At 46.6% G+C, this 24,882-nt stretch carries 22 protein-coding genes and 2 tRNA genes; 3 read left to right on the top strand and 21 right to left on the bottom strand.

What is annotated here, in order from left to right:
• Positions 1-11 precede the first annotated feature (11 nt).
• The 5 genes from AOC07_RS04070 to AOC07_RS04050 are packed head-to-tail and all read right to left on the bottom strand — an operon-like array spanning position 12 to position 7,524.
• Positions 12-863: a 3',5'-nucleoside bisphosphate phosphatase gene (locus AOC07_RS04070; RefSeq protein ID WP_215294109.1), complete on the bottom strand. Its 852-nt coding sequence runs from the start codon at positions 861-863 to the stop codon at positions 12-14.
• A 9-nt stretch (positions 864-872) separates the two neighbouring features.
• Entirely contained in the window at positions 873-1,976 is a 1,104-nt protein-coding gene (zapE, locus tag AOC07_RS04065; RefSeq protein WP_215294108.1) for a cell division protein ZapE, read from the bottom strand.
• Positions 1,977-3,413, bottom strand: a complete 1,437-nt coding sequence (lpdA, locus tag AOC07_RS04060; protein ID WP_215358258.1) for a dihydrolipoyl dehydrogenase — start codon at positions 3,411-3,413, stop codon at positions 1,977-1,979.
• Between the two features lie 12 nt (positions 3,414-3,425).
• Positions 3,426-4,628, bottom strand: coding sequence for a 2-oxoglutarate dehydrogenase complex dihydrolipoyllysine-residue succinyltransferase (odhB, locus tag AOC07_RS04055; RefSeq protein ID WP_215358257.1), 1,203 nt, complete (start codon positions 4,626-4,628; stop codon positions 3,426-3,428).
• Positions 4,629-4,668: 40 nt separating this feature from the next.
• Positions 4,669-7,524: a 2-oxoglutarate dehydrogenase E1 component gene (locus AOC07_RS04050; protein ID WP_215358256.1), complete on the bottom strand. Its 2,856-nt coding sequence runs from the start codon at positions 7,522-7,524 to the stop codon at positions 4,669-4,671.
• Positions 7,525-7,881: 357 nt separating this feature from the next.
• On the opposite strand from AOC07_RS04050, the gene AOC07_RS04045 reads away from it, so the two are divergent.
• On the top strand, positions 7,882-8,523 hold the full coding sequence (locus AOC07_RS04045) for a DNA-binding protein (RefSeq protein ID WP_251371727.1): 642 nt from the start codon (positions 7,882-7,884) through the stop codon (positions 8,521-8,523).
• A gap of 65 nt (positions 8,524-8,588) precedes the next feature.
• On the opposite strand, the gene AOC07_RS04040 is transcribed toward AOC07_RS04045, so the two are convergent.
• From AOC07_RS04040 to AOC07_RS03965, 16 genes are all read right to left on the bottom strand, one after another.
• Positions 8,589-8,873, bottom strand: a complete 285-nt coding sequence (locus AOC07_RS04040) for an H-NS family nucleoid-associated regulatory protein (RefSeq protein ID WP_215294103.1) — start codon at positions 8,871-8,873, stop codon at positions 8,589-8,591.
• Positions 8,874-9,075: 202 nt separating this feature from the next.
• Complete coding sequence (locus tag AOC07_RS04035) at positions 9,076-9,495, bottom strand: PaaI family thioesterase (RefSeq protein WP_215358253.1); 420 nt, start codon at positions 9,493-9,495, stop codon at positions 9,076-9,078.
• A gap of 29 nt (positions 9,496-9,524) precedes the next feature.
• Positions 9,525-9,601: transfer RNA gene (locus tag AOC07_RS04030), tRNA-Pro, on the bottom strand.
• A gap of 25 nt (positions 9,602-9,626) precedes the next feature.
• The gene (locus tag AOC07_RS04025; RefSeq protein WP_215294101.1) at positions 9,627-9,977 is read right to left on the bottom strand and encodes a MerR family transcriptional regulator; all 351 of its coding nucleotides are present in this window, start codon (positions 9,975-9,977) and stop codon (positions 9,627-9,629) included.
• On the bottom strand, positions 9,955-10,278 hold the full coding sequence (locus AOC07_RS04020) for an integration host factor subunit alpha (protein ID WP_215294100.1): 324 nt from the start codon (positions 10,276-10,278) through the stop codon (positions 9,955-9,957). Before AOC07_RS04020 ends, AOC07_RS04025 begins: the two co-directional genes overlap by 23 nt.
• A 45-nt stretch (positions 10,279-10,323) precedes the next feature.
• Positions 10,324-12,780: a phenylalanine--tRNA ligase subunit beta gene (gene pheT, locus AOC07_RS04015; protein ID WP_215358252.1), complete on the bottom strand. Its 2,457-nt coding sequence runs from the start codon at positions 12,778-12,780 to the stop codon at positions 10,324-10,326.
• Positions 12,781-12,813: 33 nt separating this feature from the next.
• Positions 12,814-13,860 carry a phenylalanine--tRNA ligase subunit alpha gene (gene pheS / locus AOC07_RS04010; protein WP_215358251.1) on the bottom strand — a complete coding sequence of 349 codons (1,047 nt, stop codon included), beginning with the start codon at positions 13,858-13,860 and terminating at the stop codon, positions 12,814-12,816.
• A gap of 25 nt (positions 13,861-13,885) precedes the next feature.
• Complete coding sequence (gene rplT / locus AOC07_RS04005; RefSeq protein WP_215294097.1) at positions 13,886-14,251, bottom strand: 50S ribosomal protein L20; 366 nt, start codon at positions 14,249-14,251, stop codon at positions 13,886-13,888.
• Positions 14,252-14,276: 25 nt separating this feature from the next.
• The gene (gene rpmI, locus AOC07_RS04000; RefSeq protein ID WP_011902674.1) at positions 14,277-14,474 is read right to left on the bottom strand and encodes a 50S ribosomal protein L35; all 198 of its coding nucleotides are present in this window, start codon (positions 14,472-14,474) and stop codon (positions 14,277-14,279) included.
• Between the two features lie 150 nt (positions 14,475-14,624).
• Entirely contained in the window at positions 14,625-15,149 is a 525-nt protein-coding gene (gene infC / locus AOC07_RS03995; RefSeq protein WP_201721516.1) for a translation initiation factor IF-3, read from the bottom strand.
• A gap of 42 nt (positions 15,150-15,191) precedes the next feature.
• Positions 15,192-17,114 (bottom strand): threonine--tRNA ligase, encoded by a 1,923-nt coding sequence (gene thrS / locus AOC07_RS03990; RefSeq protein WP_215358250.1) that lies wholly within the window; start codon positions 17,112-17,114, stop codon positions 15,192-15,194.
• Positions 17,115-17,225: 111 nt separating this feature from the next.
• Positions 17,226-17,302 (bottom strand) — tRNA-Val (locus tag AOC07_RS03985).
• Between the two features lie 18 nt (positions 17,303-17,320).
• A complete protein-coding gene (locus AOC07_RS03980) occupies positions 17,321-19,345 on the bottom strand; it encodes a bifunctional (p)ppGpp synthetase/guanosine-3',5'-bis(diphosphate) 3'-pyrophosphohydrolase (protein ID WP_215358249.1) in 2,025 nt (674 codons plus the stop codon).
• Positions 19,346-19,358: 13 nt separating this feature from the next.
• A complete protein-coding gene (locus tag AOC07_RS09460; RefSeq protein ID WP_215358247.1) occupies positions 19,359-21,182 on the bottom strand; it encodes an alpha/beta fold hydrolase in 1,824 nt (607 codons plus the stop codon).
• Positions 21,183-21,262: 80 nt separating this feature from the next.
• Entirely contained in the window at positions 21,263-21,913 is a 651-nt protein-coding gene (locus AOC07_RS03970) for a CoA transferase subunit B (RefSeq protein WP_215294093.1), read from the bottom strand.
• A 48-nt stretch (positions 21,914-21,961) separates the two neighbouring features.
• Positions 21,962-22,663, bottom strand: coding sequence for a CoA transferase subunit A (locus AOC07_RS03965; protein WP_215294092.1), 702 nt, complete (start codon positions 22,661-22,663; stop codon positions 21,962-21,964).
• A gap of 157 nt (positions 22,664-22,820) precedes the next feature.
• On the opposite strand from AOC07_RS03965, the gene AOC07_RS03960 reads away from it, so the two are divergent.
• Together AOC07_RS03960 and gloA are read left to right on the top strand one after the other, a co-directional pair.
• A complete protein-coding gene (locus tag AOC07_RS03960; RefSeq protein ID WP_215358245.1) occupies positions 22,821-24,491 on the top strand; it encodes an electron transfer flavoprotein-ubiquinone oxidoreductase in 1,671 nt (556 codons plus the stop codon).
• A 2-nt stretch (positions 24,492-24,493) separates the two neighbouring features.
• The gene (gene gloA, locus AOC07_RS03955; RefSeq protein ID WP_215294090.1) at positions 24,494-24,880 is read left to right on the top strand and encodes a lactoylglutathione lyase; all 387 of its coding nucleotides are present in this window, start codon (positions 24,494-24,496) and stop codon (positions 24,878-24,880) included.
• Positions 24,881-24,882 lie beyond the last annotated feature (2 nt).

Raw genomic sequence — 24,882 nt, 5'->3', positions numbered from 1 at the left:
TCGTTAATGAATCAATGAAATACAGACCATACTGGTGTGAGGTGGTCCGGTAAATGTGGCAAGTTCCCTAAGTCAATATGGCTCTCCCTAGGATCATGAAAATCTGATCCACGTGAGGCCAAGAAACCATATTGTTGCGCAATTTTTCCAAAGGTTTGGTACTGATCTGGGCTATGACTTCCCGTAATCACTTCAATCGCCAAGCCGCCAATATCTTTGAAGTGCTTATAGAGCTCATCCATCTGCATCGCATTCAGTCTGCTGTAGCGCCCTGGATGGGCAATCACAGCCACTCCGCCAGCCGCCTTGATCCAGGAAACCGCATCATCCAAGGTTGCCCACATATGTGGAACAAAGCCGGGCTTATCTTCCACTAAGTAATTTTTGAATACATGCTCAGTATCTCGACAAACTCCCTGCTCTACTAAAAAGCGTGCAAAGTGTGTGCGCGAAATCAACTCATGATTACCGGCGTAATGTAAGGCGCCTTCATAGGCCCCCGGAATACCTACTTTAGTCAATTGTTCCGCCATGAGCTGCGCTCGATTACTACGACCATCACGCGTGCGTCTTAGGCCCTCTAAAATTCCAACGTGGTCAGCATCAATACCAAGCCCAACGATATGAATGGTTTGCCCCATCCAAGTCACCGAAATCTCAACACCGGCGAGGTAATCCATCTTTAAGGCACTAGCTGCATCTTTTGCACGCTGCTGCCCACCCAGCTCATCATGATCAGTTAATGCCCATAAATGCACGCCGTTAGCCTTCGCCCGCTCTGCCAGTGCTTCAGGCGTCAAAGTGCCATCAGAAACTACTGAATGACAATGTAAGTCGGCGTTAATGGGGGAAAGGCTGCTCATGACCCTATTTTAGGTCAAGCTTGTGTCAATTACCCGGCGTGGCGCATCCAGGTAGTCACGGGACTGCATCTCAATCAGGCGGGACACGGTTCTGGAGAATTCCGCGGTAATTTGACCCTCGGTATACAGATCTGGGGCTGGAACATCAGCCGAGATGATTAATTTGATCTTATGGTCGTATAAAACGTCTATGAGCCAGATAAACCGACGGGCTTCATTCGTCATTCTTGGAGGCATATACGGCACTCCAGAAAGAATCACTGTATGAAACTGCTTGGCAATCTCTAAGTAGTCATTTTGAGAGCGCGGGCCACAACACAGCGTTTGAAAATCAAACCAAACTACTCCCTCAGCCATGTGCAAGGGACGCAGTTCGCGAGACTCGATATATAAGACCGGCATTTGCGTCTCTTTTTTCTTACCAATCAAAGTCTGAAACATTTGGCCAAGTTTGACTTGGGTTTCTGCATTAGCCGGAGATAGGTAAGCCTCTACTTGAGCCATTTGCACACGACGATAGTCGTTACCTGCATCGACATTCAGAACATCTAACTTTTCTTCAAGTAATTTGATGGCTGGCAATAAGCGATCGCGATGCAGGCCATTGGGGTACAGCTGATCCGGGCGATAGTTTGATGTCATCACAAATTGCACGCGATCCTCAAATAGCGCACTTAATAGGCGATACAGCATCATGGCATCAGCAATGTCATTAATATGGAACTCATCAAAGCAAATCAGGCGATAGCGCTTTGATATCCTCTTAGCAAGCTCATCTAGCGGATCTGACATGCCTGAAAGCTCATGCAATTCGCGGTGTACTTCCCGCATGAACTCATGAAAATGAATGCGAATCTTTTTTTCTAATGGTGAAGCTGCATAAAAGCAATCCATCAAAAAGGATTTACCACGACCTACCCCGCCCCATAAATACAAACCGCGGGGGAGTGCCGGCTTAAAGAGCGCCTTCTTGAGATTGTTGCTACGGATTTCTTTATAGGCAATCCACTCGTCTTCGCACTGCTGTAGACGCTCTACAGCACGAAGCTGCGCGGGGTCACTTTGATACCCGCGCGTCTTTAACTCTTGCTGGTAAAACTCAATGGTTTTCAATTACATATTTAATGCGCGTTGATCCGTCGCTAATGCTGCTTCGCGCATCACTTCTGACAAGCTGGGATGCGGATGACAGATGCGTGCAATATCTTCAGCTGCTGCCTTAAATTCCATCGCTACAGCTGCTTCTGCAATTAAATCAGATGCATTTGGTCCAATGATGTGAACTCCCAGGATTTCATCAGTCTTGGCATCGGCCAAGATTTTGACAAAACCATCAGCGCGACCCATACCCAATGCGCGACCGTTAGCTCCAAATGGAAATTGACCTGCCTTGTATGCAATTCCAGCCTCTTTGAGTGCTTGCTCAGTCTTACCAACCCAAGCAATTTCAGGATCGGTATAGATCACCCAAGGAATGCAGTTGTAATCAATGTGTGGTTTTTGACCAGCGATTACTTCCGCCGCGAGAACGCCTTCGTCTTCTGCTTTATGGGCCAACATGGGGCCGCGCACTACGTCACCAACCGCATAAACACCAGGAGCAGCAGTTGCGCAAGTATGGTCATCAATTGGAATAAAGCCACGCTCGTCTACCTTAAGGCCAATCTTGTCTAAGCCTAACTGATCAGTATTGGGTACACGCCCAACAGATACTATCAGGCGATCGCATTCCAACTTAGCAGCTTTACCAGCACTATCGGTGTAATTCACAACAACACCTTTTTTATCTGCCTTCACTTCACCAATCTTCACACCCATATTGATGTTCAAGCCCTGCTTCACAAAAAGCTTGTGAGCTTCTTTGGCGATACCGATATCACAAGCCGCCAAAAATGTAGGTAGCGCCTCGAGCACAGTCACCTCAGAACCCAGGCGACGCCATACGGAACCGAGCTCCAAACCAATCACGCCGGCGCCAATCACGCCAAGCTTCTTGGGCACTGAATCAAACTTTAAGGCACCCTCGTTATCGCAGATCAAAACGTTATCTACTGGCAAACCAGGCAAATGACGTGCTTTTGAACCGGTTGCAATAATCACATTCTTGGCACTTACAGTTTCTTTGTCTTTACCGTCAATCTTGACTTGATAGCCATCAGCACCCTTAGCTTCAAAAGAGGCATGTCCCTTTAGCAAAGTGATCTTGTTCTTGCGGAACAAATATTGAATACCACCAGTCATCTTCGTAACGATGTCATCTTTACGAGCAACCATCTTTTTGGAATCAATGCTGACAGCGCCAACTTTAATGCCATGATCAGCAGCATGATGCCCAATCTTCTCAAATTCCTCAGAAGAAGCCAATAAAGCCTTGGATGGAATACAGCCGACGTTTAAGCAAGTACCACCTAAGCGTGGTTCACCTTTAGGATCATCATAAGAACTAGATTCAGCACAGGCAACTTTAAAACCAAGTTGCGCAGCACGAATGGCGGCGATGTAGCCACCAGGGCCACCACCAATTACGAGTACATCAAAAGCTTGGCTCATGATCTTCCCTTCTTACAAATCAAGGAGAAGACGTGATGGATCTTCTAAAGCATCCTTCATCGCAACTAAACCAAGCACCGCCTCGCGGCCGTCAATAATGCGGTGATCATATGACAAAGCCAAATAATTGATTGGGCGAACGACTACTTGACCGTTTTCAACAACAGCACGGTCCTTAGTGGCATGGATGCCCAAAATTGCAGATTGTGGTGGGTTAATGATTGGGGTTGAAAGCATGGAACCAAATACTCCACCATTAGAGATGGAGAATGTACCGCCAGTGAGCTCTTCAATCGACAGCTTGCCTTCACGCGCTTTAACACCAAACTCAGCAATCTTCTTCTCAATATCAGCCAAATTCATTTGGTCAACATCACGCAGAATTGGAACAACCAAACCACGTGGCGAGCTTACAGCGATACCGATATCAAAGTAGCCGTGGTAAACGATATCGTTTCCATCAACCGAGGCATTGAGCAATGGAAATTTTTTCAAGGCGTGTGTGGCTGCTTTCACGAAAAAGGACATAAAGCCCAACTTCACACCATGAACTTTTTCAAATTGATCTTTGTACTTGTTACGCATTGCAATCACTGGAGCCATATTGACTTCATTGAACGTGGTCAAAATTGCATTATTTGCTTGTGACTCAAGTAAGCGCTCTGCAATACGGGCACGCAAGCGGCTCATTGGAACGCGCTCTTCTGGGCGATCGCCCATCGGCATTGGTGCACTTGGAATAGCGGCAGATTTTGCACCACCAGCAGCAGCACTTAATGCATCCCCCTTAGTGATGCGGCCATCACGACCAGAGCCAGCAACTTGGCCAGCGTTGATATTGTTTTCAGCAAGAATCTTCGCGGCCGAAGGAGCAGCAGCTGCGCCGGCTTTGGCAGCAGGAGCTACTGCTTTTGCAGGCGCTGGAGCGGCGACTGGGGCAGGTGCGGCAGCTGCAGGAGCCGCAGTAGCTACTGCAGTGCTGTCAATCTTAGCAATCAACTGCTCTGCAATAACAGTGCCACCATCGGCAACCACGATTTCAGTTAAAACACCAGCAGACGGGGCTGGTACCTCAAGAACAACCTTATCAGTTTCGATTTCAATCAAGATCTCGTCTTGACCAACGGCATCGCCGACTTTCTTTTTCCATTGCAACAATGTTGCTTCAGCAACTGATTCAGAGAGTTGTGGAACTTTAACTTCAAAAATAGCCATGATTAATCCTAGTTATATGTATGTTGAGTTGTGACGACGGTTATTTCGTAATCACGTAACCTTTTAGTTTGGCAAATGCCGCATTCAGTAAAGACTTCTGCTGTTCTTGATGGAGATGTGCATAACCGCAAGCAGGCGAAGCAGATGCGGGACGACCTGCATAAGCCAACTTCATACCATCAGACATGTTTTCCAAAATGTTGTGTTGGACAAAGAACCAAGCACCTTGGTTTTGTGGTTCATCCTGACACCAAATCACCTCTTCTAGTTTTGGATATTTCTTGAGTTCAGCGGTCAATGCTTTATGTGGAAACGGATAGAGCTGCTCTAGACGAATGATGGCGACATCAGCAATCTTATTCTCAGTACGCTGCTTCACCAAATCGTAATAAACCTTACCCGAACACATAATCAAACGCGTGACCTGTTTAGCATCGATCGCGTCATCGCGCTCGCCAATAATGGTCTGAAATCCACCCTTTGTAAATTCTGACAAAGGAGAGGCAGCCTCTTTATTACGAAGTAATGATTTTGGCGTCATCAAGATCAGCGGCTTGCGGAACTGACGAATCATTTGACGGCGCAATACGTGGAAGATCTGTGATGCAGTAGTCGGTTGAATCACCTGCATATTTGTATCGGCGCATAATTGCATGAAGCGCTCTAAACGTGCGGATGAATGCTCTGGACCTTGACCTTCGTAACCATGAGGCAGCATCATGACAAGGCCATTAGCACGACCCCACTTCACCTCACCAGAAGCGATGAACTGGTCAATCACCACTTGTGCACCGTTAGCAAAGTCGCCGAACTGGGCTTCCCAAATGGTTAGGGTGTTCGGTTCTGCTGCTGCATAACCATATTCAAAGCCGAGAACCGCCTCCTCAGAAAGAATCGAGTCAATCACCACAAACGGCGCCTGATCTTTAGCAACGTGTTGAAGAGCAATATGCGTGCCGGTATCCCACTTTTCACGATCCTGTTCATGCAATACCGCATGACGATGTGTAAAGGTACCGCGACCGCTATCTTCTCCGGATAAACGCACTGGGTAGCCACTGGCAACCAAGGAGGCAAAAGCCATATGTTCACCCATACCCCAGTCAACATTTACCTCACCTCGCCCCATTGCTGCGCGATCGTTATAGACCTTCGCAACTAATGGATGGGCTTTGAAATTTTGAGGAATGGTCGAAATCTTCTCAGCCAAACGCTTCCATTCTGTCAATGGAATGGCGGTGTCAGATTCATCGGTCCATTTCTTATTCAAGAAAGGAATCCAATCGACTGCGAACTTACCTTTGAAGTTGCTCAATACCGGATCAGAAGTCTGTTTACCTTCGTCCATTGCAGCACGGTACTCTTTCACCATCAAATCGCCGGTACCGACTGGCAAGACGCCTTGGGCTTCTAGCTTATCGGCATACACCTTACGCGTACCAGGGTGAGCAGCAATAATTTTGTACATCAAGGGCTGCGTCATTGCTGGTGTATCTTGCTCGTTGTGACCAAGCTTACGGAAGCATACGATATCAATCGCTACATCCTTGTGAAACTTCATGCGGAACTCGAGTGCTAATTTGGTAGCCAAAACTACCGCCTCAGGATCATCACCATTCACATGTAATACAGGTGCATCCACAATCTTCATGATGTCGGTGCAATACAAGCTTGAACGCAAGTCACGTGGATCAGACGTTGTAAAGCCAATTTGATTGTTGATCACAATGTGGACTGTGCCGCCCGTGGAATAACCTCGAACCTCTGACATTGCCAAAGTCTCTTGCATCACGCCCTGCCCTGCAATCGCAGCATCGCCGTGCACCAAGACTGGCATCACTTGTTCACCCAACATATCGCCACGACGCTCCATACGAGCACGTGCAGAACCTTCAACTACCGGGTTCACGATTTCCAAATGGGATGGGTTAAAGGCTAAGGATAAGTGAACTGGACCTCCTGGCGTGGAGATGTCGCTTGAGAAACCTTGGTGGTACTTCACATCACCCGCAGGCAATGTTTCTGGACCCTTGTGTTCAAACTCCGCAAACAATTCTTTTGGCATCTTGCCCAAAGTGTTGATCAGAACATTAAGACGGCCACGGTGAGCCATGCCAATCACAATCTCTTGAACACCTTTAGAGCCGGCATCACGAATAAGTTCGTCCATACAGGCGATGAAGCTTTCTCCACCCTCAAGGGAGAAGCGCTTTTGACCAACATATTTAGCCTGCAGATAACGCTCCAAGCCTTCTGCCGCTGTTACGCGATCCAGAATTTGGCGCATCTCATCCACATTAAATTGGGGGGTTGAGCGAATAGACTCTAACTTCTCTTGCCACCACTTCTTAATCTTTTGATCGGCAATATACATAAACTCGGCACCGATCGTGCCGCAGTAGGTTTCCCGCAATGCTTGCAATAAATCACGCAAGGACATATCGGATTTGCCGAAGAAGGTATTGCTTGTGTTGAAGACGATATCCATATCGCCATCAGTGAATCCATAAAAAGCGGGATCTAATTCAGGAATGTCTTGGCGCTCAGTGCGCTTCAATGGGTCAATATTCGCCCAGCGGTTACCCACGTTACGATACGCGGCAATTAATTGCTGAACGGCAACGCGTTTACGTCCGAGCTCAGAGTCAGCCGAATCAGAAATCGTTCTGATAGGCCCTTGCTTAGCGCGCTCTGCAAAAGAGGCAACGATAGGCGCATGTGCAATGTCGGTTCGAGATGAACCATCGACCGCAGGGACTTGTTTCACGTTATCAAAATAAGCTCGCCAATGATCAGCAACAGAAGCCGGATCGTGCAAGTAAGATTCGTAGAGTTCCTCTACGTAGGGTGCGTTACCGCCAAAGAGATAAGAGTTATCTCTTGATTCCTGCATCATGATGCTCACCTTTCATCGGGTTTCCCGATTAAAAACTGTGGTTATAACCATCCGTTACGCGGCTGTACCGTCTCACGAATTGATCTGTGCAAATACTGTTACTACCTTAGTAATTTAACACGATTGACCATTGCTAGATAAAGGGCTTTCCCTGATTGATCCGGGTTTTGGGGTATTTCCCCATGTAAAGCGAATTAATAAGAACTTTCCTACTTGGCTTTCAAGATTGACTGACAGATTCCCTGGAGTTTGATTTTTATTCTCTAAATCTTCAAATGAATTAATGAAATTAAGGGAAATATGAAAACCGTTACTCCGGATATGGAATATCTCAGTACCAGACAAAGCGCCAAGATTTTGCAGGTATCGCTTGGAACCGTTCAAAAAATGGTGGAATTAGGTGAATTAATTGCCTGGAAGACGCGCGGGGGGCACAGAAGAATATTGGCTAGCTCACTAGAGCAGCAACTCCAACGTAGAAAAAGAGCTATGCGACAAAAGACCAGTCAAAACTGTATTGCCATGGGCATATTTCGTAGGGCTGAAAATAGCCAAACCCTCCTCGAATCAATTAGAGATTGGCAATTAAAGGTAGAGATGGAGGTGGCTATTGATAGCTTGGAAGGCTTAATGAAGGCAGTATCCATTGCGCCTGATTTGATCTTTTTAGATGCATTAATACCACCAGTTGAACAGGTCCATCTAATCCATTATCTGAGTAAAAACAAGGACACACAGGGGATTCCTATACTTGTAGATGAAGGTTTTATCAAGCTGCACCCGGGCGTCCTAGCCCTTGCAGATGAAAACAATAGTAATCGAGCCCAATTCACAGAAAATATCCAACAAGAGCTCGAAAATGGTCTCATTGACCATAATCCGCTTATTTTTGGCTACCCTGCAACCAATATCGAGGTGGATCAATCATGGCCCCAAGGCAGCCGGCATGAATTATTGGAGCCCATTTTTATAGAGGCACTGGCCAAGAAATGCGCCTAATAGGCTATTGACCTTAAAAAGGCCGCATGAGCGGCCTTTTTAGATGTAGCAGTTAAATCATGGAATTAAATCAGGTAGTTAGCACGATCTTTGCCATCAATCCACTTCGGAGCCTTGCCACGACCGGTCCAGGTTTCGCCTGTTGATGGGTTGCGGTATTTAGGGGCCACCTTGCCGCCAGCACTCTTTGTGCCCGCTTTACGACTAAATAAGTCCGAAGCATTAAGTCCATATTGCTCAATAATCACTTTAGCCTTAGCAATTCCATCGGCTTTTTCTAGAGCGATTGCCTCTTTAATCTGTTTATCCAACTGCTCACGCTGAGCTAATAAGTCTTTATAAGAAGACATGTATATTTTTCTCCAAATAGGGTGATTTTGAATAGCTAAATTAAAATCTATTAAGCTATTTATGGATTAATTATATATGAATTAATCATTTAAGCAATATGTTAATAACCTAAAATTTGAAGGTTAATAAAATCAACTATTATATTAATCAATATAATAGTTATAAATATTATTATCGATTATAAAGAATCTACTAGAGATGCTACTTTCTCAATATGAATGTACCGCTCGCCTTCGCAGTGATCTCACCGGCATCATTTAATACCACCGCTTCACAATAATTCACGGTCTTACCAGCCTTTAATACACTCCCCTCCACCACGATACTGCCAACGCTCGGTCGCAAGAAGCTAGTCGTCATATCAATAGTGATAACCCCCAAAGGATGTTTAGCGGCACTTCGCGCGGCAGCCGCCATCGCAAAATCGAGCAAAGTCATGACTAGGCCTCCATGAGCAACTTGAAAGCTATTGGTAAATTCGGGTTTGAGCACAAGGCTAATCCGTGACTTGCCATTCTCCGCATATTCGGGAACAACGCCCAAATGGTCAAGAAAAGGAATATCTAAGCCAAAGAAGCTAGTTCTATCTTGTATTTTTGGAGTGGGGTTTGATGAGCTCATTTGGGGTCAATAAAAAGGCTAGAGATAGGTGGTCGGGGCGAGAGGATTTGAACCTCCGACCACATGCACCCCATGCATGTACGCTACCAGGCTGCGCTACGCCCCGACAAGAGACAAAATTGTATCAGTAACTATTTGGACAGAATTTGCAAAACCGCCTGCAACTCATCGCGGAGGCGTAGTTCGCCGCGCACTTCATCCAGGCGATTTCTGGCGCCACTAATAGTAAAACCTTCTTCATAAAGCAGTGCTCTGATTTTACGAATCAACACTACTTCATGGTGCTGGTAATAGCGGCGATTGCCCCGTCGTTTCTGTGGGCTTAGCTGTGAGAACTCCTGCTCCCAATAACGCAATACGTGGGAGCGGACGCCGCACAATTCTGCAACTTCACCAATAGTGAAATATCGCTTGGCCGGGATCGGGGGAAGTTGAGAGCTCGGTAACGCCGAGCTAGCATCAAACTCGGATTTCTCGAGCATGTGACTCCACTACATCTTTAAGCTTTTGACTTGCATGAAAAGTAACTACACGTCTTGCCGCTATCGGAATCATTTGTCCTGTCTTTGGGTTTCGGCCAGGACGAGCCGATTTATTGCGCAACTGGAAATTACCAAAGCCGGAGATCTTCACTTCAACGCCAGACTCAAGAGATTGACCAATGCGATCAAAAAAAGCGTCAATCATATCTTTTGCTTCACGCTTATTGAGACCAACCTGATCGAAGAGTGCTTCGGATAGTTCGTTCTTGGTAACGGTGTCGTTGATATTGATTTCACTCATTGCTAGTCTCTTCAAAAGCTTTTTGATATTTACCTAATACTAAACCTAGCGCAGACGAGCCGCGCACTTTTTTTCTACGGCATCCAATAAAGCTGCCATAACTGCATCAATTTGGGGATCCTGTAATGTTTCCTGCGTATTTAGAAGGGTTACGCGGAAAGCTAAACTCTTTTCATCATCAGCCATACTGCTGGATCCTGACTTTGGCTTGAACTCATCAAACAGCTCAATGGTACGTACGAATTTCTGCTTACTGGCTGCCATTGCATCCAGTAAAGATTGCGCAGAAACATTTTGTTTAACTACCAAAGCCAAATCACGTTGCACTGCTGGGAACTTGCTGAGCTCCTCTGGCTGAGGCAAGCCTAAGTCTCTAATGAGGTCCAAATCTAACTCAAATAGAACTGGTGCTTGCGGCAACTCATAGCTTTGCTGTAAACCGGGGTGTAATTCACCAATCCAACCAACTACAGTCTTTCCTGAGATTGTTTTTAAGAATATCTGTGCTGAGCGGCCCGGATGCAAAGCGGGGTGTTGGCCGGCCTCAGTTACAAACTGCAGAGGATCTAAAGCCCTCTCAAGATCGCCCTTCACATCAAAGAAATCCACAACTCGATTAGCGCTTGCCCACTGCTCTGGCACGAAAGAGCCATAAGCCAAGCCGCCCACCTTCTGTGGCTGATTAAAGCCGGCCACCTTACCAGGCTCCTCTTGGACGCTAGAATCACGCATAAATACCCGGCCAGCCTCGAACAAGCGCACACGACCTGCACCACGGTTCAAATTGGCTTTGAGGTTATTTAACAATCCACCCCATAGGGTGCTACGCATTACCCCATATTGGCTGGCAATTGGATTGAGAACGGCAATGACATCTTTCTGGGCAACACCAGTCAGTCGTTTTTCACTTTCAAGATCAGTAAATCCAAAATTCACAGCTTCTTGATAGCCTTGCAAAGCAAAACGCTGGCGCAATAAATGAATCCCGCGCTTTGCCTCTGCCTTAGCACTCATTTTCAAAGAGGCAACTGGAGGAATATCAGGAATATTTTCAAAGCCGTACATACGTGCGACTTCTTCAATCAAATCTTCTTCGATTTCAATATCAAACCGATAGCTTGGAGGCATGACTACAAATGCATCGCTATCTTGCTTAAAATCGAAACCTAAACGCTGAAAGACATCGCCAACAATTGTATTTGTGAGCGGAATGCCGATCACTTTTTGAGCGCGGGCCAGCCGCATTTTCACAGCTTTACGCTCTGGTAGGTTTAAAACCTGGTCATCTACTGGGCCCGCTTGGCCACCGCACACCTCTAAAATTAAAGAGGAAAGATATTCAAGGCAATTGACAGTATTTTGCGGGTCTACGCCACGCTCAAAGCGATGAGCAGCATCGGTACTAAAATTAAAGCGACGCGCGCGTCCCTGAATAGCCGAAGGAAGCCAATAGGCTGCTTCTACATAGATATTCTTGGTGACATCAGATACAGCGCAATGATTACCGCCCATGATCCCTGCAAGAGCCACTGGACCCGATTGGTCAGCAACTACACCAGCATCCTGCATCTTGCCTGCAGAGTCTGGGCCTTGTAAAGTCACCGTCTGACCATTTAATAGTTCAAGAATTTCCCCTGCTTTAGCCCAACGCACTGTGATATCGCCATTCAATTTATCAATATCAAATACATGTGTAGGCTGACCCATTTCTAACATCACATAGTTAGATAGATCCACTAATGCAGAAATACTTCTTTGGCCGGCACGTACAAGACGTTGCACAATCCAATCCGGTGTTTTTGCCTGTGGGTTCACGCCGCGAATTACTCGACCTGCAAAACGTCCGCAGAGTTCTTTATTTTCTACTATGACCTTACGCTTCTCATCGAATGATACTGCTGGCACATTCCATTTAGGAGCACAAAGTGCTGCACCAGTAATTGCAGATACTTCTCGCGCTATTCCCATAAGAGAAAGGCAATCCGCCTTATTGGGCGTTAACTTAATCACAAAAATTTGATCATCTAGATCTAGGTACTCGCGAATGTCTTTACCAATCGGTGCATCTGCCGGTAACTCTAAGATACCTTCATGATCATCACCTAGACCAAGCTCGCGACCAGAGCACAACATGCCCTGACTTTCTACACCACGTAACTTACCTACTTTGATCATGAATGGCTTTCCGCCTACTTCTGCCGGAGGAAGTTCAGCGCCAACCATGGCAGAAGGAATCTTGATACCAGCGCGGGCATTGGGTGCACCGCAAACAATTTGTAATTCTTGACCAGTCCCAGCATCGACTTTACAGACACGCAAACGGTCTGCGTCGGGATGCTGCTCAGCAGACAAAATCTGCGCAATCACGATTTTGGTAAATACAGGCGCAACCGAATGTTGCTCTTCCACCTCTAAACCGGCCATTGTCATTGCATGACCCAATGCATCACTATCGAGTGAGGGGTTCACATACTGACGGAGCCAAGATTCAGAAAATTGCATAGCGCGATCTAAGATTTCTTAATGAATAATTTGTTATGCAGGGAACTGCGCCAAGAAACGGAGATCGTTTTCGAAGAAGAGGCGCAAATCATCTACTCCGTAACGCAACATCGTTAAGCGCTCCAAGCCAGACCCAAATGCAAAACCGGTGTAACGCTCTGGATCAATACCCATATTGCGTAATACATTGGGATGAACCTGCCCTGCTCCAGAGATTTCCAACCAGCGACCAGCAAGTTTTCCATTGCCAAAAGCCATATCAATTTCAGCAGAAGGTTCTGTAAAAGGAAAATAGGATGGACGGAAGCGCACTTGTAATTCGTTTGTTTCAAAGAAGGTTCTCAAGAAGTCGGTATAGACGCCCTTGAGATCTGCAAAGGAAACATTCTCTGCTATCCACAAACCCTCAACCTGATGAAACATTGGTGAATGGGTGGCATCACTATCCACACGGTAGGTTCTTCCGGGGGCGATTACTTTAATTGGAGGCATCACATTTGCATGGGCATATTTCTTCACATGCTCACTGGCATAACGAACTTGGATTGGGCTGGTATGGGTACGCAACAACAAAGGTTTTCCACTGCTATCTTTGCCGTCAATATAAAAAGTATCCTGCATTGAACGGGCAGGATGATTCTCAGGACTATTTAAGGCGGTGAAATTAAACCAATCGGTTTCAATCTCAGGGCCATCAGCTACATCAAAACCAATTGAGCGAAAGATCTCTTCAACACGTTCCCAGGTACGCATCACAGGATGCAAGCTACCAACTGCTTGGCCACGACCAGGCATGGAAACATCAATAGACTCCGCAGCTAGGCGTTGCATCAACACTGCATCAGCCAACGCTTGGCGACGCTCTTGCAATGCAGCTTCTACCTGGGTTTTGATTTGATTAATGTGGGCGCCAGCACTCTTACGCTCCTCAGGCGACATTCCACCAAGCGCTTTTAGACGCTCAGTGAGAACACCTGATTTACCGAGATACTTGGCTTTCGCGTCCTCAAGAGCTGCCGCATCGGCAGCTCCGAGGAAATCACGTTTAGCATCCTCGACAATGTGGTCGAGAGAAACCATTGCAGCTTAGTTTAAAAAACTAAGATTAAGCTGCAGCGTTTACTACGGATTTGATCCGAGTAACCAAAGCAGCAAAAGCCGCTTTGTCAGCAATGGCCATATCAGAAAGCACTTTACGATCGAGATCGATTGACGCTTTCTTCATACCATTCATGAATACGCTATAGGTCATGTCATGCTGACGAACTGCCGCGTTGATACGAGCAATCCACAAAGCGCGGAATACACGTTTCTTGTTGCGACGGTCACGATATGCATATTGACCAGCACGCATAACCGCTTGCTTAGCAATACGGAATACGTTTTTACGACGACCGCGATAACCTGTTGCGGCATCAGTGATTTTTTTATGACGGGCTCTTGCTGTAACCCCACGTTTGACTCTTGGCATTTAATTCTCCTAATCTAGTCTGAGGTTAAGCGTAAGGAAGCATGGAGCGAATTGACTTAACGTCAGCTTTCGCAACTTCGGTGGAACCACGCAAATGACGCTTATTCTTTGTGGTCTTCTTGGTGAGGATATGGCGTTTGAAAGCCTGACCTCGTTTAATCGTTCCGCCTGCGCGAACCGTGAAGCGCTTTTTAGCGCTACTCTTGCTCTTCATCTTGGGCATAAAGCACCCCTTCATTCACTTGTGCAACATAGGTGGTAACCGACGGTTACTCTTCCTGTACCCAGAAGCACTTCAAACTGCCAGCATCTTAGTTATTCACTAAGAATGCCTCCCTACATAAGAAAAAGAGAACTCCTAAGAATTTTCTTTTTACTTAGCCTTACGAATGGGGGCCAGTACCATCACCATCTGACGGCCTTCCATTTTTGGAAACTGTTCAACTTGGCCATGCTCTTGCAGATCCAACTTCAAACGTTCCAACATTCTTGCTCCGATTTCTTGGTGGGCCATTTCGCGACCCCGAAACCGCAGCGTAATCTTTGTCTTATCGCCATCTTCCAAAAAGCGGATTAGATTGCGTAGCTTCACACCATAATCACCATCATCTGTGCCAGGACGGAATTTAACTTCCTTCACTTGAATCACCTTTTGCTTCAGCTTTGCTTCATGCTGACGCTTGGCTTCTTGGTACTTGAATTTGCCGAAGTCCATAATCCGGACTACAGGTGGTTCGGCTGTCGGAGCAATTTCAACCAAATCGGTCTCTTTCTCTTCTGCTGCCGCCAAGGCTTCACTCAACTTAACTACACCGATGGGCTCTCCATCAATTCCAATCAAACGCACTTCAGGAGCAGTAATTTCCCGGTTAATGCGCTGCAATTTTTCAGTAGCGATCTTCTTAATTCCTTTAAAAAAACAATAAAAACCGTTCTAACCCTAGCTAGGCTCGGGTCCGACTTTCTGGGATATATCCTGCTGGAGTCGGGCAACGAAGGCATCAAGAGGCATTACACCTAAATCCACTCCGCCACGGGCACGAACGGCCACCGTATTACTTTCAGACTCTTTATCCCCTACAACCAGCAAAAATGGGGTCTTCTGTAATGCGTGCTCGCGTATTTTATACGTAATTTTCTCATTCCGCAAATCCGATTCGACTCTAAACCCTTGTTTTTTCAGCAATTGCTGCACTTGTTGTGCATATGCAGCAGAATTTCCGGAGATATTCAGGACTACCGCCTGGGTCGGAGCAAGCCAAACTGGCATGTTTCCTGCGTGGTTTTCAATCAATATACCGATAAAACGCTCCAAAGAGCCCACAATTGCTCTATGAAGCATTACTGGGGTCTTGCGACTATTGTCTTCAGCCACATATTCAGCTCCTAAACGGGCTGGCATTGAAAAATCTACCTGAATCGTGCCACACTGCCAAGTACGCCCAATTGAGTCCTTGAGGTGATATTCGATCTTCGGGCCGTAAAAAGCACCCTCGCCTGGTAACTCTTCCCATTCTTGGCCAGAAGCCTTTAAGGCGCCACGCAGGGCCTCTTCCGCTTTATCCCAAATAGCATCATCACCAACGCGCTTTGCCGGACGCAAAGCCAGCTTCACAGCAACTTCAGTAAAGCCAAAATCTTGGTAAACAGCGCGCACCGCTTTGTCAAACTGGGCAACCTCTGACTGAATCTGATCTTCGGTACAGAAAATATGGCCATCATCTTGAGTAAAACCGCGAACGCGCATCAAACCATGCAATGCACCGGATGGTTCATTGCGGTGACACTGACCAAACTCACCAAAACGAAGTGGCAACTCACGATAGCTATGCAAGCCAGAGTTATAAATCTGTACATGGCCAGGGCAGTTCATCGGCTTTAATGCATAAGCGCGATTTTCCGACTCAGTAGTGAACATGTTTTCTTTATAGTTTTCCCAGTGCCCAGATTTTTCCCAAAGACCACGATCCAGAATCTGCGGCGCCTTTACTTCCTGATAGCCTTCTTGCTGATACACACGTCGCATGTATTGCTCAACTTCTTGCCAAATTGACCAACCTTTTGGATGCCAGAAAATGAGTCCGGGAGCTTCCGATTGAAAATGAAAGAGGTCAAGTAACTTGCCAAGACGTCGGTGATCACGCTTCTCAGCTTCTTCTAACATATGCAAGTAAGCATCTTGATCTTCTTTGTGCAGCCAGGCAGTACCATAAATACGCTGCAACATCTCATTCTTGCTATCACCACGCCAGTAAGCGCCAGCAACGCTTTGCAGCTTAAATACTTTTAGTTTACCGGTCGATGGCACATGAGGTCCTCGACATAGATCGGTGAACTTACCTTCGGCATACAAGGAAACATCCTCGCCTTGCGGAATAGCGGCAATCAATTCTGCCTTGTAATTCTCACCTTGATCTTTGAAAAACTTTACCGCATCGTCGCGCGGCATCACCGTGCGAATGACTGGTTCATCTTTTTTAGCGAGCTCAGTCATTTTTTTCTCAAGCGCAACCAAATCATCTGGAGTAAACGGGCGATGATAAGAGAAGTCGTAATAGAAACCATTCTCTATCACTGGACCAATGGTCACTTGCGCTTCTGGAAATAATTCTTTAACAGCGTATGCCAATAAGTGAGCGGTTGAGTGACGAACAATCTCAAGTGCTTCAGGACTCTTGTCGGTGATGATGGCGAGCTGACTATCTTTATCGATTACAAAACTGGTATCAACCATCTTGCCATCAACAATGCCGCCAAGGGCTGCTTTTGCAAGACCGCTACCAATGCTTTGAGCAACATCCGCTACGCGGACTGGGTCCTCAAACTCACGTTTTGATCCATCGGGCAGAGTAACTACAAGCATGACGACTCCATCTTATTGACTGAACTTCTGTTTTACTACTATGACCTAAAAATAAAGCGCGGCAGCTTATGGGCATCCGCGCCTTGGGTTTCCCCTTTGGGTCTTATTCGTTGGTAGGCTCGATTGGACTCGAACCAACGACCCCCACCATGTCAAGGTGGTGCTCTAACCAGCTGAGCTACGAGCCTATACAGCCATAGAGTTTATCACCGGCGACGCACTTGGGTGACCCCTTTAACCTCCTCTAGGCTATTTTGAACTGAGCGTAGTACCTCAGAATCCTTTACCTCTAGCGTTAAAAGGATCTGGGCGAGGCCTTTTTTAGCAGATTTGCGCAAATCAATCACATGGACACCTTGCCGAGTCAGAATTTCAAAGAGCTCGCGCATCAAATCTTGGCGATCCAAACCAGTTACTACTAAATCAGCCGGGAACACCCTCTTTTGATCATTCTCCGCAGTTTTGTTGGTAGCGGCAGTCCAGGCAGTTTGAATAACCCGCTCTGGTGCTCGCTCCAAAAGCCCTCTAAAGGTTTTGCAAGAGCGCCGATGAATCGAGACCCCTCGACCCTGAGTCACAAAACCTGCAATTGCATCTGGAGGCACTGGCCTGCAGCAACGCGCTAATTGCGTCAGCAAAGAATCCACGCCGACAACTAAGACATCGCCGCTTTGTCCAGCTTTGCGAGTGCTATTGCGCAAAATAATTTCTGGTGTAGGCGTCTTTTCTTCTGCGCTAACTTCAACTTTATTTTCTGGAGGTTTTGTTGAAAGGCCTGCTTCCTCATCATCAAGGGCATTAAACCAAGCGCGTACTCTAGAGCGTGCTCTATGCGAGCGTAAATAGTGCTTATCTGGGCTAATCCAATCTCGTGATGGACCCCCATGCTTGACTGCAACGATCTCAATAGTTTGACCATTTTGCAATGCCGTCTCCAGGGGAACCATTGCACCATCTACTCGCGCACCTCTACAACGATGCCCCAGGCTGGTATGTACTGCATAAGCAAAATCAACTGGCGTAGATCCTTTCTCCAGAGAAATCACTTTACCTAAAGGGGTTAGCACATAAATATGATGATCTATCTCATGATGCTTGAGTTGCTCCCATGCATCTTCTTTCCAGGAGATAAGCTGTCTCGCCCAGGCGATTTGTCTTTCATAAGCCACCTCTGCGCTATGAGTACCCTGCTGATGGTTGATGCTGGGTTTATTTGCCTTCCCTGAATTGGGCGGCGTAGCCATTCCAATGTAGGCACCTTCTTTGTAGCGCCAATGGGCTGCTAAACCATACTCTGCCTGCTGATGCATTTCTTGGGTGCGCACCTGAATCTCAAAGGCAGTGCCATCTTCATTCATCACCACTGTGTGTAGAGATTGATATCCATTCGGCTTGGGCCTTGCAATGTAATCATCAAACTCACGAGGTACTGGCTGCCATACGTTATGCACAATACCTAATACTGTGTAGCAAGATTTCACATCCGCAACCAAGACACGAAATGCTCTGACATCATAAAGATCAGCAAAGTCGAGTGACTTACCTTGCATCTTTTTCCAGATGCTGTAGATGTGTTTTGGCCTACCTAACACCTCACCATCAATCTGTGCCAACTTTAATTCATCTTGAAGCTGCAAAACAATGCGATCGATAAAGGTTTGACGTTCAATTCTTTTGGCATCGAGCATCTTGGCAATATCGCGATAAATATCTGGCGACATGACTCTAAATGCCAAGTCCTCCATCTCCCACTTCATTTGCCAGATACCCAATCGATTAGCCAGCGAAGCATCGATATTGAGAATCTCTTGTGCCCAAGCTGCAGGCATAGACATTTTTTCTTGCGCAACCCAGCGCAGAGTCTGTAAGCGTGAGGCCAAATAAATCAGGACAACACGAAGATCATCGCCAAATGCTAGAAGCATCTTCCGCAGCATCTCCTCTTGACCTGTGACACTGAGACCACCATCATCACGAACTAACTTTGCTTGAGCCTGGCGTAAGCCGCGATAACCAATCAATAACTTTGCCGGCTCTTCACCAATCAGTTTGATGAGGGCATCTTTGCCATGCGTACGCGCAATGTTGCTAGCTGCAGTTAATGTAGCCTCATCTAGGTTGAGGGCTTGCAGTATTTGGGTTACGCCAGTGGTATGAGATTCTGCTGGCTCGCCATACCAAGCATCGGTAAATATGCTTACTTTTTCTGATTTACTAGAGGCGTTTGCCATTGGCAACCAAAGCTTAACTAAAGAATTCTTTTGCTAGCGCAATTTGTTCTTTTTTCACAAATGCTGGTGCATGACCCACGTTCGGAATCTCAATGCTACGAGCGTATGGATTGACTTTGCACATCTGGGAAACTGTAGCTGCCGAAAGTAAGTCAGAATCAGCACCACGCACGATCAACATCGGAATATGAATTTGCTTAAAGGCATGCCACATTGCCATCTCACCTGCCTTGGCCATAATGGGGTTCACAGAAGCAAACGGCACGGAAATATCAGGATCGTAGTGCATGATCCATAAGCCATTACGCTCGATCAGCATTGGGCCGTTGTAGGTTTCCCACTCATCAGGAGTGTGCTCACCAAATGTAGCGCAAATTTCGTTCAGCCGATTTAAAGCATCAGTACGGTTAGCAAATGAAAATGGCTGACCAACATACGAACCTAGGCGTTTGATCGCTTCAGCTTCAATTTTTGGCCCGACATCATTGATTAACATTCTACGAATTGGGGAGTTTGGCATTGCTGCATAAACCATGCCAATTAGGCCGCCCATCGAAGTTCCAATCCAATCGACTTGGGATACCCCCAGTGTTTTAACGAGTTGGGCAATATCGGCAACATACTGGGGAACAGCATATTGCATTGGGTTACTGAGACGATCTGAGTCTCCCCTGCCAACAACATCTGGGCAGACTACGTAATAATCGCGGCACATTGCCTCAGCTAGAGTCTTAAAATCGCTACCGCGTCTTGTTAAGCCGTGAACGCAGAGCAAGACTCTTGGATTTCTCGGATTGCCCCAAGCGTGATAGGCCATGCGATGATTGCTGTCGCCATCCATGCACTGCACATAAAAGGTGTCGCCCTGGTGAATCACTGGGGCTGAATACGCTTCATCCTGAGCGCTCTCATCTGGAACATACTCATCGGTTCCGCCAAATACTTCGGGCTGCAAGGTCACATGGTCAATACCATGCTTGTCAAGCAGCATTGCATTGATGCGCGACATAATTTCCGGCCACTCTTGCATTTCAGCGATTTCAATATGGCCAATTAATGCAGGAAAGCTTGGTGTCATCTCCCAAACATGAAGATCATGAACAGCCAATACGCCGGGCACACCCCTCAAGTCTTTGCCCACCTGCAAATAATCAATATGCAGAGGAACACCCTCCATTAGGAAGTGATATGACTCACCCAAAATAGAAATCGTTGATTTGAGAATTAAAAGGGAAACCAGGATTGAGAGGATGGCATCAATTGGCATCCAGCCAGTTAACTGAATAACAACACCAGCAATCAAGGCAGCAACTGATCCGAGCAAGTCACCCATGACATGAACAAGTGCAGCACGTGTATTAACGCTCTTCTTGTCACGTGACAACACCCAGGCCACGACGATATTCATGAGAAGGCCGATCGCAGCAACCACCGTAACAGTGAGGCCGTCTACTTTATGCGGGTCATAGAAACGACTAATAGCTTCAAACACAATCCATACGACTAAAGCTAACATCACAATACTATTTACGAACGCTGCTAGTGCTTCAGCCCTTCCGAAGCCGAAAGAATGTTTTGGCGATGGCGGGCGACGAGAAATAATTTGGGCCAAGAGCGCCAAACCTAAAGCTGCGGCATCGGTCACCATATGACCAGCATCAGAGATCAACGCCAAGGAATTTGCGAAGTACGCGGCGGCACCCTCTACGCCTGAAAAACCCAAAGTTAGTACGAGGGCTATTAAAAGCAGATTTTGGTTTGAGACTTGCTTGCTGTGGGTGTGCCTTGCGTCACCCTTTTTATGGGCGTGCAGCGAAGGATCTACTTCTGAGCTCATCTGAACTCTAGACTTTACTGAATGTGAATGATGGGATCCCGACATGGTGATCCCATTATTTCATTAAATAATGACGGTAGTTAGAAACCCGCTGTATCAACAGGGGCACCCGTCTTAGCAATTACCTCTTCTTTGGTGACACCAGGAGCTAATTCGGTCAATTTCAGACCTTTTGGAGTGATATCCAACACGCAAAGATCAGTAATAATCTGGCTGATCACGCCCACGCCCGTTAATGGCAATGTGCATTTAGGCAGAATCTTGAGCTCTTCTGTGCCGTCTTTCTTTTTGGCAACGTGCTCCATCAAGACAACCACATGCTTTACACCAGCAACCAAATCCATTGCACCGCCCATGCCTTTGACCATTTTTCCTGGAATCATCCAGTTAGCTAAGTCACCGTGCTCACTGACTTGCATCGCACCCAGAATAGCAATGTTAATTTTTCCGCCACGAATCATGCCGAAAGAGTCAGCAGAAGAAAAAATGGATGAGCCAGGGAGGGTGGTAATTGTTTGCTTACCTGCATTAATTAAATCTGCATCAATGGTTTCTTCCGTTGGAAATGGGCCAATACCCAACAATCCATTTTCTGACTGGAGCCACACTTCCATGTCCTTTGGAACATGGTTTGCCACCAAAGTTGGCATCCCGATTCCCAGGTTTACGTAATAACCGTCTTTTAGTTCTTTGGCAGCACGTGCTGCCATCTCATCTCTAGTCCAAGGCATATCAATCTTCCTAAATATTCTGTTCTGTTGCTCTTCTGTTTTGGGTAATTAAGCTTTTGCAGTCAAGGTACGTTGCTCAATTCGCTTCTCAGGTGTTTTGTGCAGCACTAAACGGTGCACATAAATTCCTGGGGTATGAATTTCATCGGGGTGAAGTTGGCCGTTCTCAACAATCTCTTCAACCTCAGCAACCGTTATCTTTCCAGCCATCGCTACTACTGGATTGAAGTTACGAGCGGTATACCGATAAACCAAATTTCCAGACTTATCTGCCTTCCATGCCTTCACTAAAGAAATATCTGAAACGATGGAACGCTCCATGATGTATTTCTCGCCATCAAATTCTTTTACTTCCTTACCCTCAGCAACCAATGTACCAACACCAGTCTTTGTATAAAAAGCAGGAATACCACAACCACCGGCACGTAATTTTTCTGCTAAGGTGCCCTGAGGGGTGAATTCAAGCTCTAACTCACCAGCTAAAAACTGACGCTCAAATTCCTTATTCTCGCCAACATAAGATGCAACCATCTTTTTTACTTGGCGAGAGTTCAATAGCAGACCTAAACCAAAACCATCCACGCCTGCGTTATTTGCAATCGCTGTCAAATTCTGTGCACCCAAATCCTTTACTGCCTGAATGAGGGCCTCTGGAATGCCGCATAGACCAAAGCCGCCAACAGCCAGTTTTTGTCCGTCATTCAAGATATCTCGCAAAGCATCTACTGCCGATGGGTAGGTTTTATTCATCGCTTTTGTCCTAATATTGCCGAAATGGGTAAAAAAGTAATCATAACGCCTCAGCTCTCCAAGCCCAGCCAGTCTCAGCACCGATTTGGTTTTTAGCTATTCGAACTAAACTAATGGGGCTGAAAAGCCTATTTTTAAGAAATTCCGGAGAATTTGCATGAACGCAGCACAATTACTAGAGCAATTTGGGCCCAGGGAATCCATGGACTATGACCTAGTCATCGTTGGCGGCGGCCCGGCTGGTCTATCAGCAGCAATTAAAGCCAAACAATTGGCCAACTCCTCCGGCAAAGAGATTAGTGTCTGCGTTCTAGAAAAAGGCTCGGAGATTGGCGCGCATATTCTGTCAGGCGCCGTCATGGATCCAAAAGCCCTCACCGAACTCTTTCCTGACTGGAAAGCAATGGGTGCGCCACTCGACACTGAAGTGACGCAAGATCAATTTCTATTCCTCACCACCGATAACGCGTTTCAAGTTCCCAATTGGATGCTGCCCCGCTGCTTTAAAAATGAAGGTAACTATATAGTTAGCCTCGCAAACGTAACACGTTGGTTAGGACAGCAAGCTGAGAATCTGGATGTCGAAATTTTCCCGGGCTTTCCAGCGGCAGAGATTCTGTACAACGAGCAAGGCGCAGTCTGCGGCGTGATTACTGGTGTAATGGGTTTAGACAAAGAAGGCAATCCTACAGATCAGTTTCAGCTTGGGATGGAATTACGTGCTAAGTACACACTCTTCGCTGAAGGTGCGCGTGGCCACCTAGGCAAGCAATTAATTTCTAAATTTGCCTTAGATAAAGACGCCGATCCACAAAGTTATGGCATTGGCATTAAGGAGCTCTGGGAGGTTGAGCCCTCTAAGAGCAAGCCTGGGCTGGTGGTTCATACTGCTGGCTGGCCACTGGAAAGCGATACCTATGGTGGGTCATTTCTCTATCACTTGGATGACAACAAAGTTGCTGTTGGCTTGGTTGTAGGTCTCTCTTACAAAAATCCTTACCTTTCTCCTTTTGAAGAGTTCCAGCGCTATAAATTGCATCCTAAGATTCGGGAAACATTTGAGGGTGGCAAGCGGATTGCTTACGGTGCGCGTGCACTGACTGCAGGCGGATTAAACAGTCTACCGAAGACAGTCTTTCCAGGTGGTGCATTAATTGGTTGTGATGCAGGCTTCTTAAATGCGTCGCGTATTAAAGGTAGTCATGCCGCAATTAAGACCGGCATGCTTGCTGCTGAAGCTGCCGTTTCTGCTATTCAAGAAAATCGCTCTGCCGATGTGTTATCCGCCTACCCAACAGCTTTCCTAAATAGCTGGCTTCATACCGAACTCAATCAAGCGCGTAACTTTAAGCCTTGGATGTCTAAGGGCCTTTACCTTGGCACCATCATGGTTGGCCTAGAGCAAAAACTCCTGGGCGGCAATATGCCTTGGACCGTACATCTCAAGCATGCAGATCATGAATGCTTAGAGCCCGCAGCACAACATAAGCCAATTGACTATCCGAAACCTGACGGCAAGATTACCTTTGATCGCCTCTCCTCGGTATTTATCTCCAACACCAATCATGCAGAGAATCAGCCGGCTCACTTAACCCTTAAGAATAATTCCGTACCGGTAGACATCAACCTGAAGACTTATGCCGGTCCAGAGCAACGCTATTGCCCTGCCGGTGTCTATGAGTATGTAGAGGTTGATGGTAAAGCCAGATTGCAAATTAATGCGCAGAACTGCGTCCATTGCAAAACCTGTGACATTAAAGACCCAAGCCAAAATATCATCTGGATTACTCCAGAAGGTGGTGGTGGCCCTAACTACGCGTCAATGTAACCATGATGATCCTACACACAATGCTTCGCATCGGCGATTTAAATCGCTCGATTAATTTCTATACCAAAGTGCTGGGTATGAATTTGCTCCGCACAACCGAGCGCCCAGAGCAAAAATATTCCCTAGCCTTCGTTGGCTACGGCAAAGGTAATGCTGATGGCCAAGCTGAGATTGAGCTAACCTATAACCATGGAGTCTCTTCTTATGATCTGGGGGATGCCTATGGACATATCGCCATTGGCGTTCCAGATGCTTATGCTGCTTGCGACAAAATTAAAGCTGCTGGTGGCAAAGTCACTCGTGAGGCTGGTCCTGTAGCAGGTGGCGACACCATCATTGCCTTTGTGACCGATCCTGATGGATACAAGATTGAATTAATCCAGCGCTAATA

Origin of the sequence: Polynucleobacter sp. UB-Raua-W9 (genome assembly GCF_018687435.1) — a bacterium.
GTDB lineage: Bacteria > Pseudomonadota > Gammaproteobacteria > Burkholderiales > Burkholderiaceae > Polynucleobacter.
Note: the sequence above shows the minus strand (reverse complement) of the source record. Positions and strands in the feature narration are given on the sequence as shown.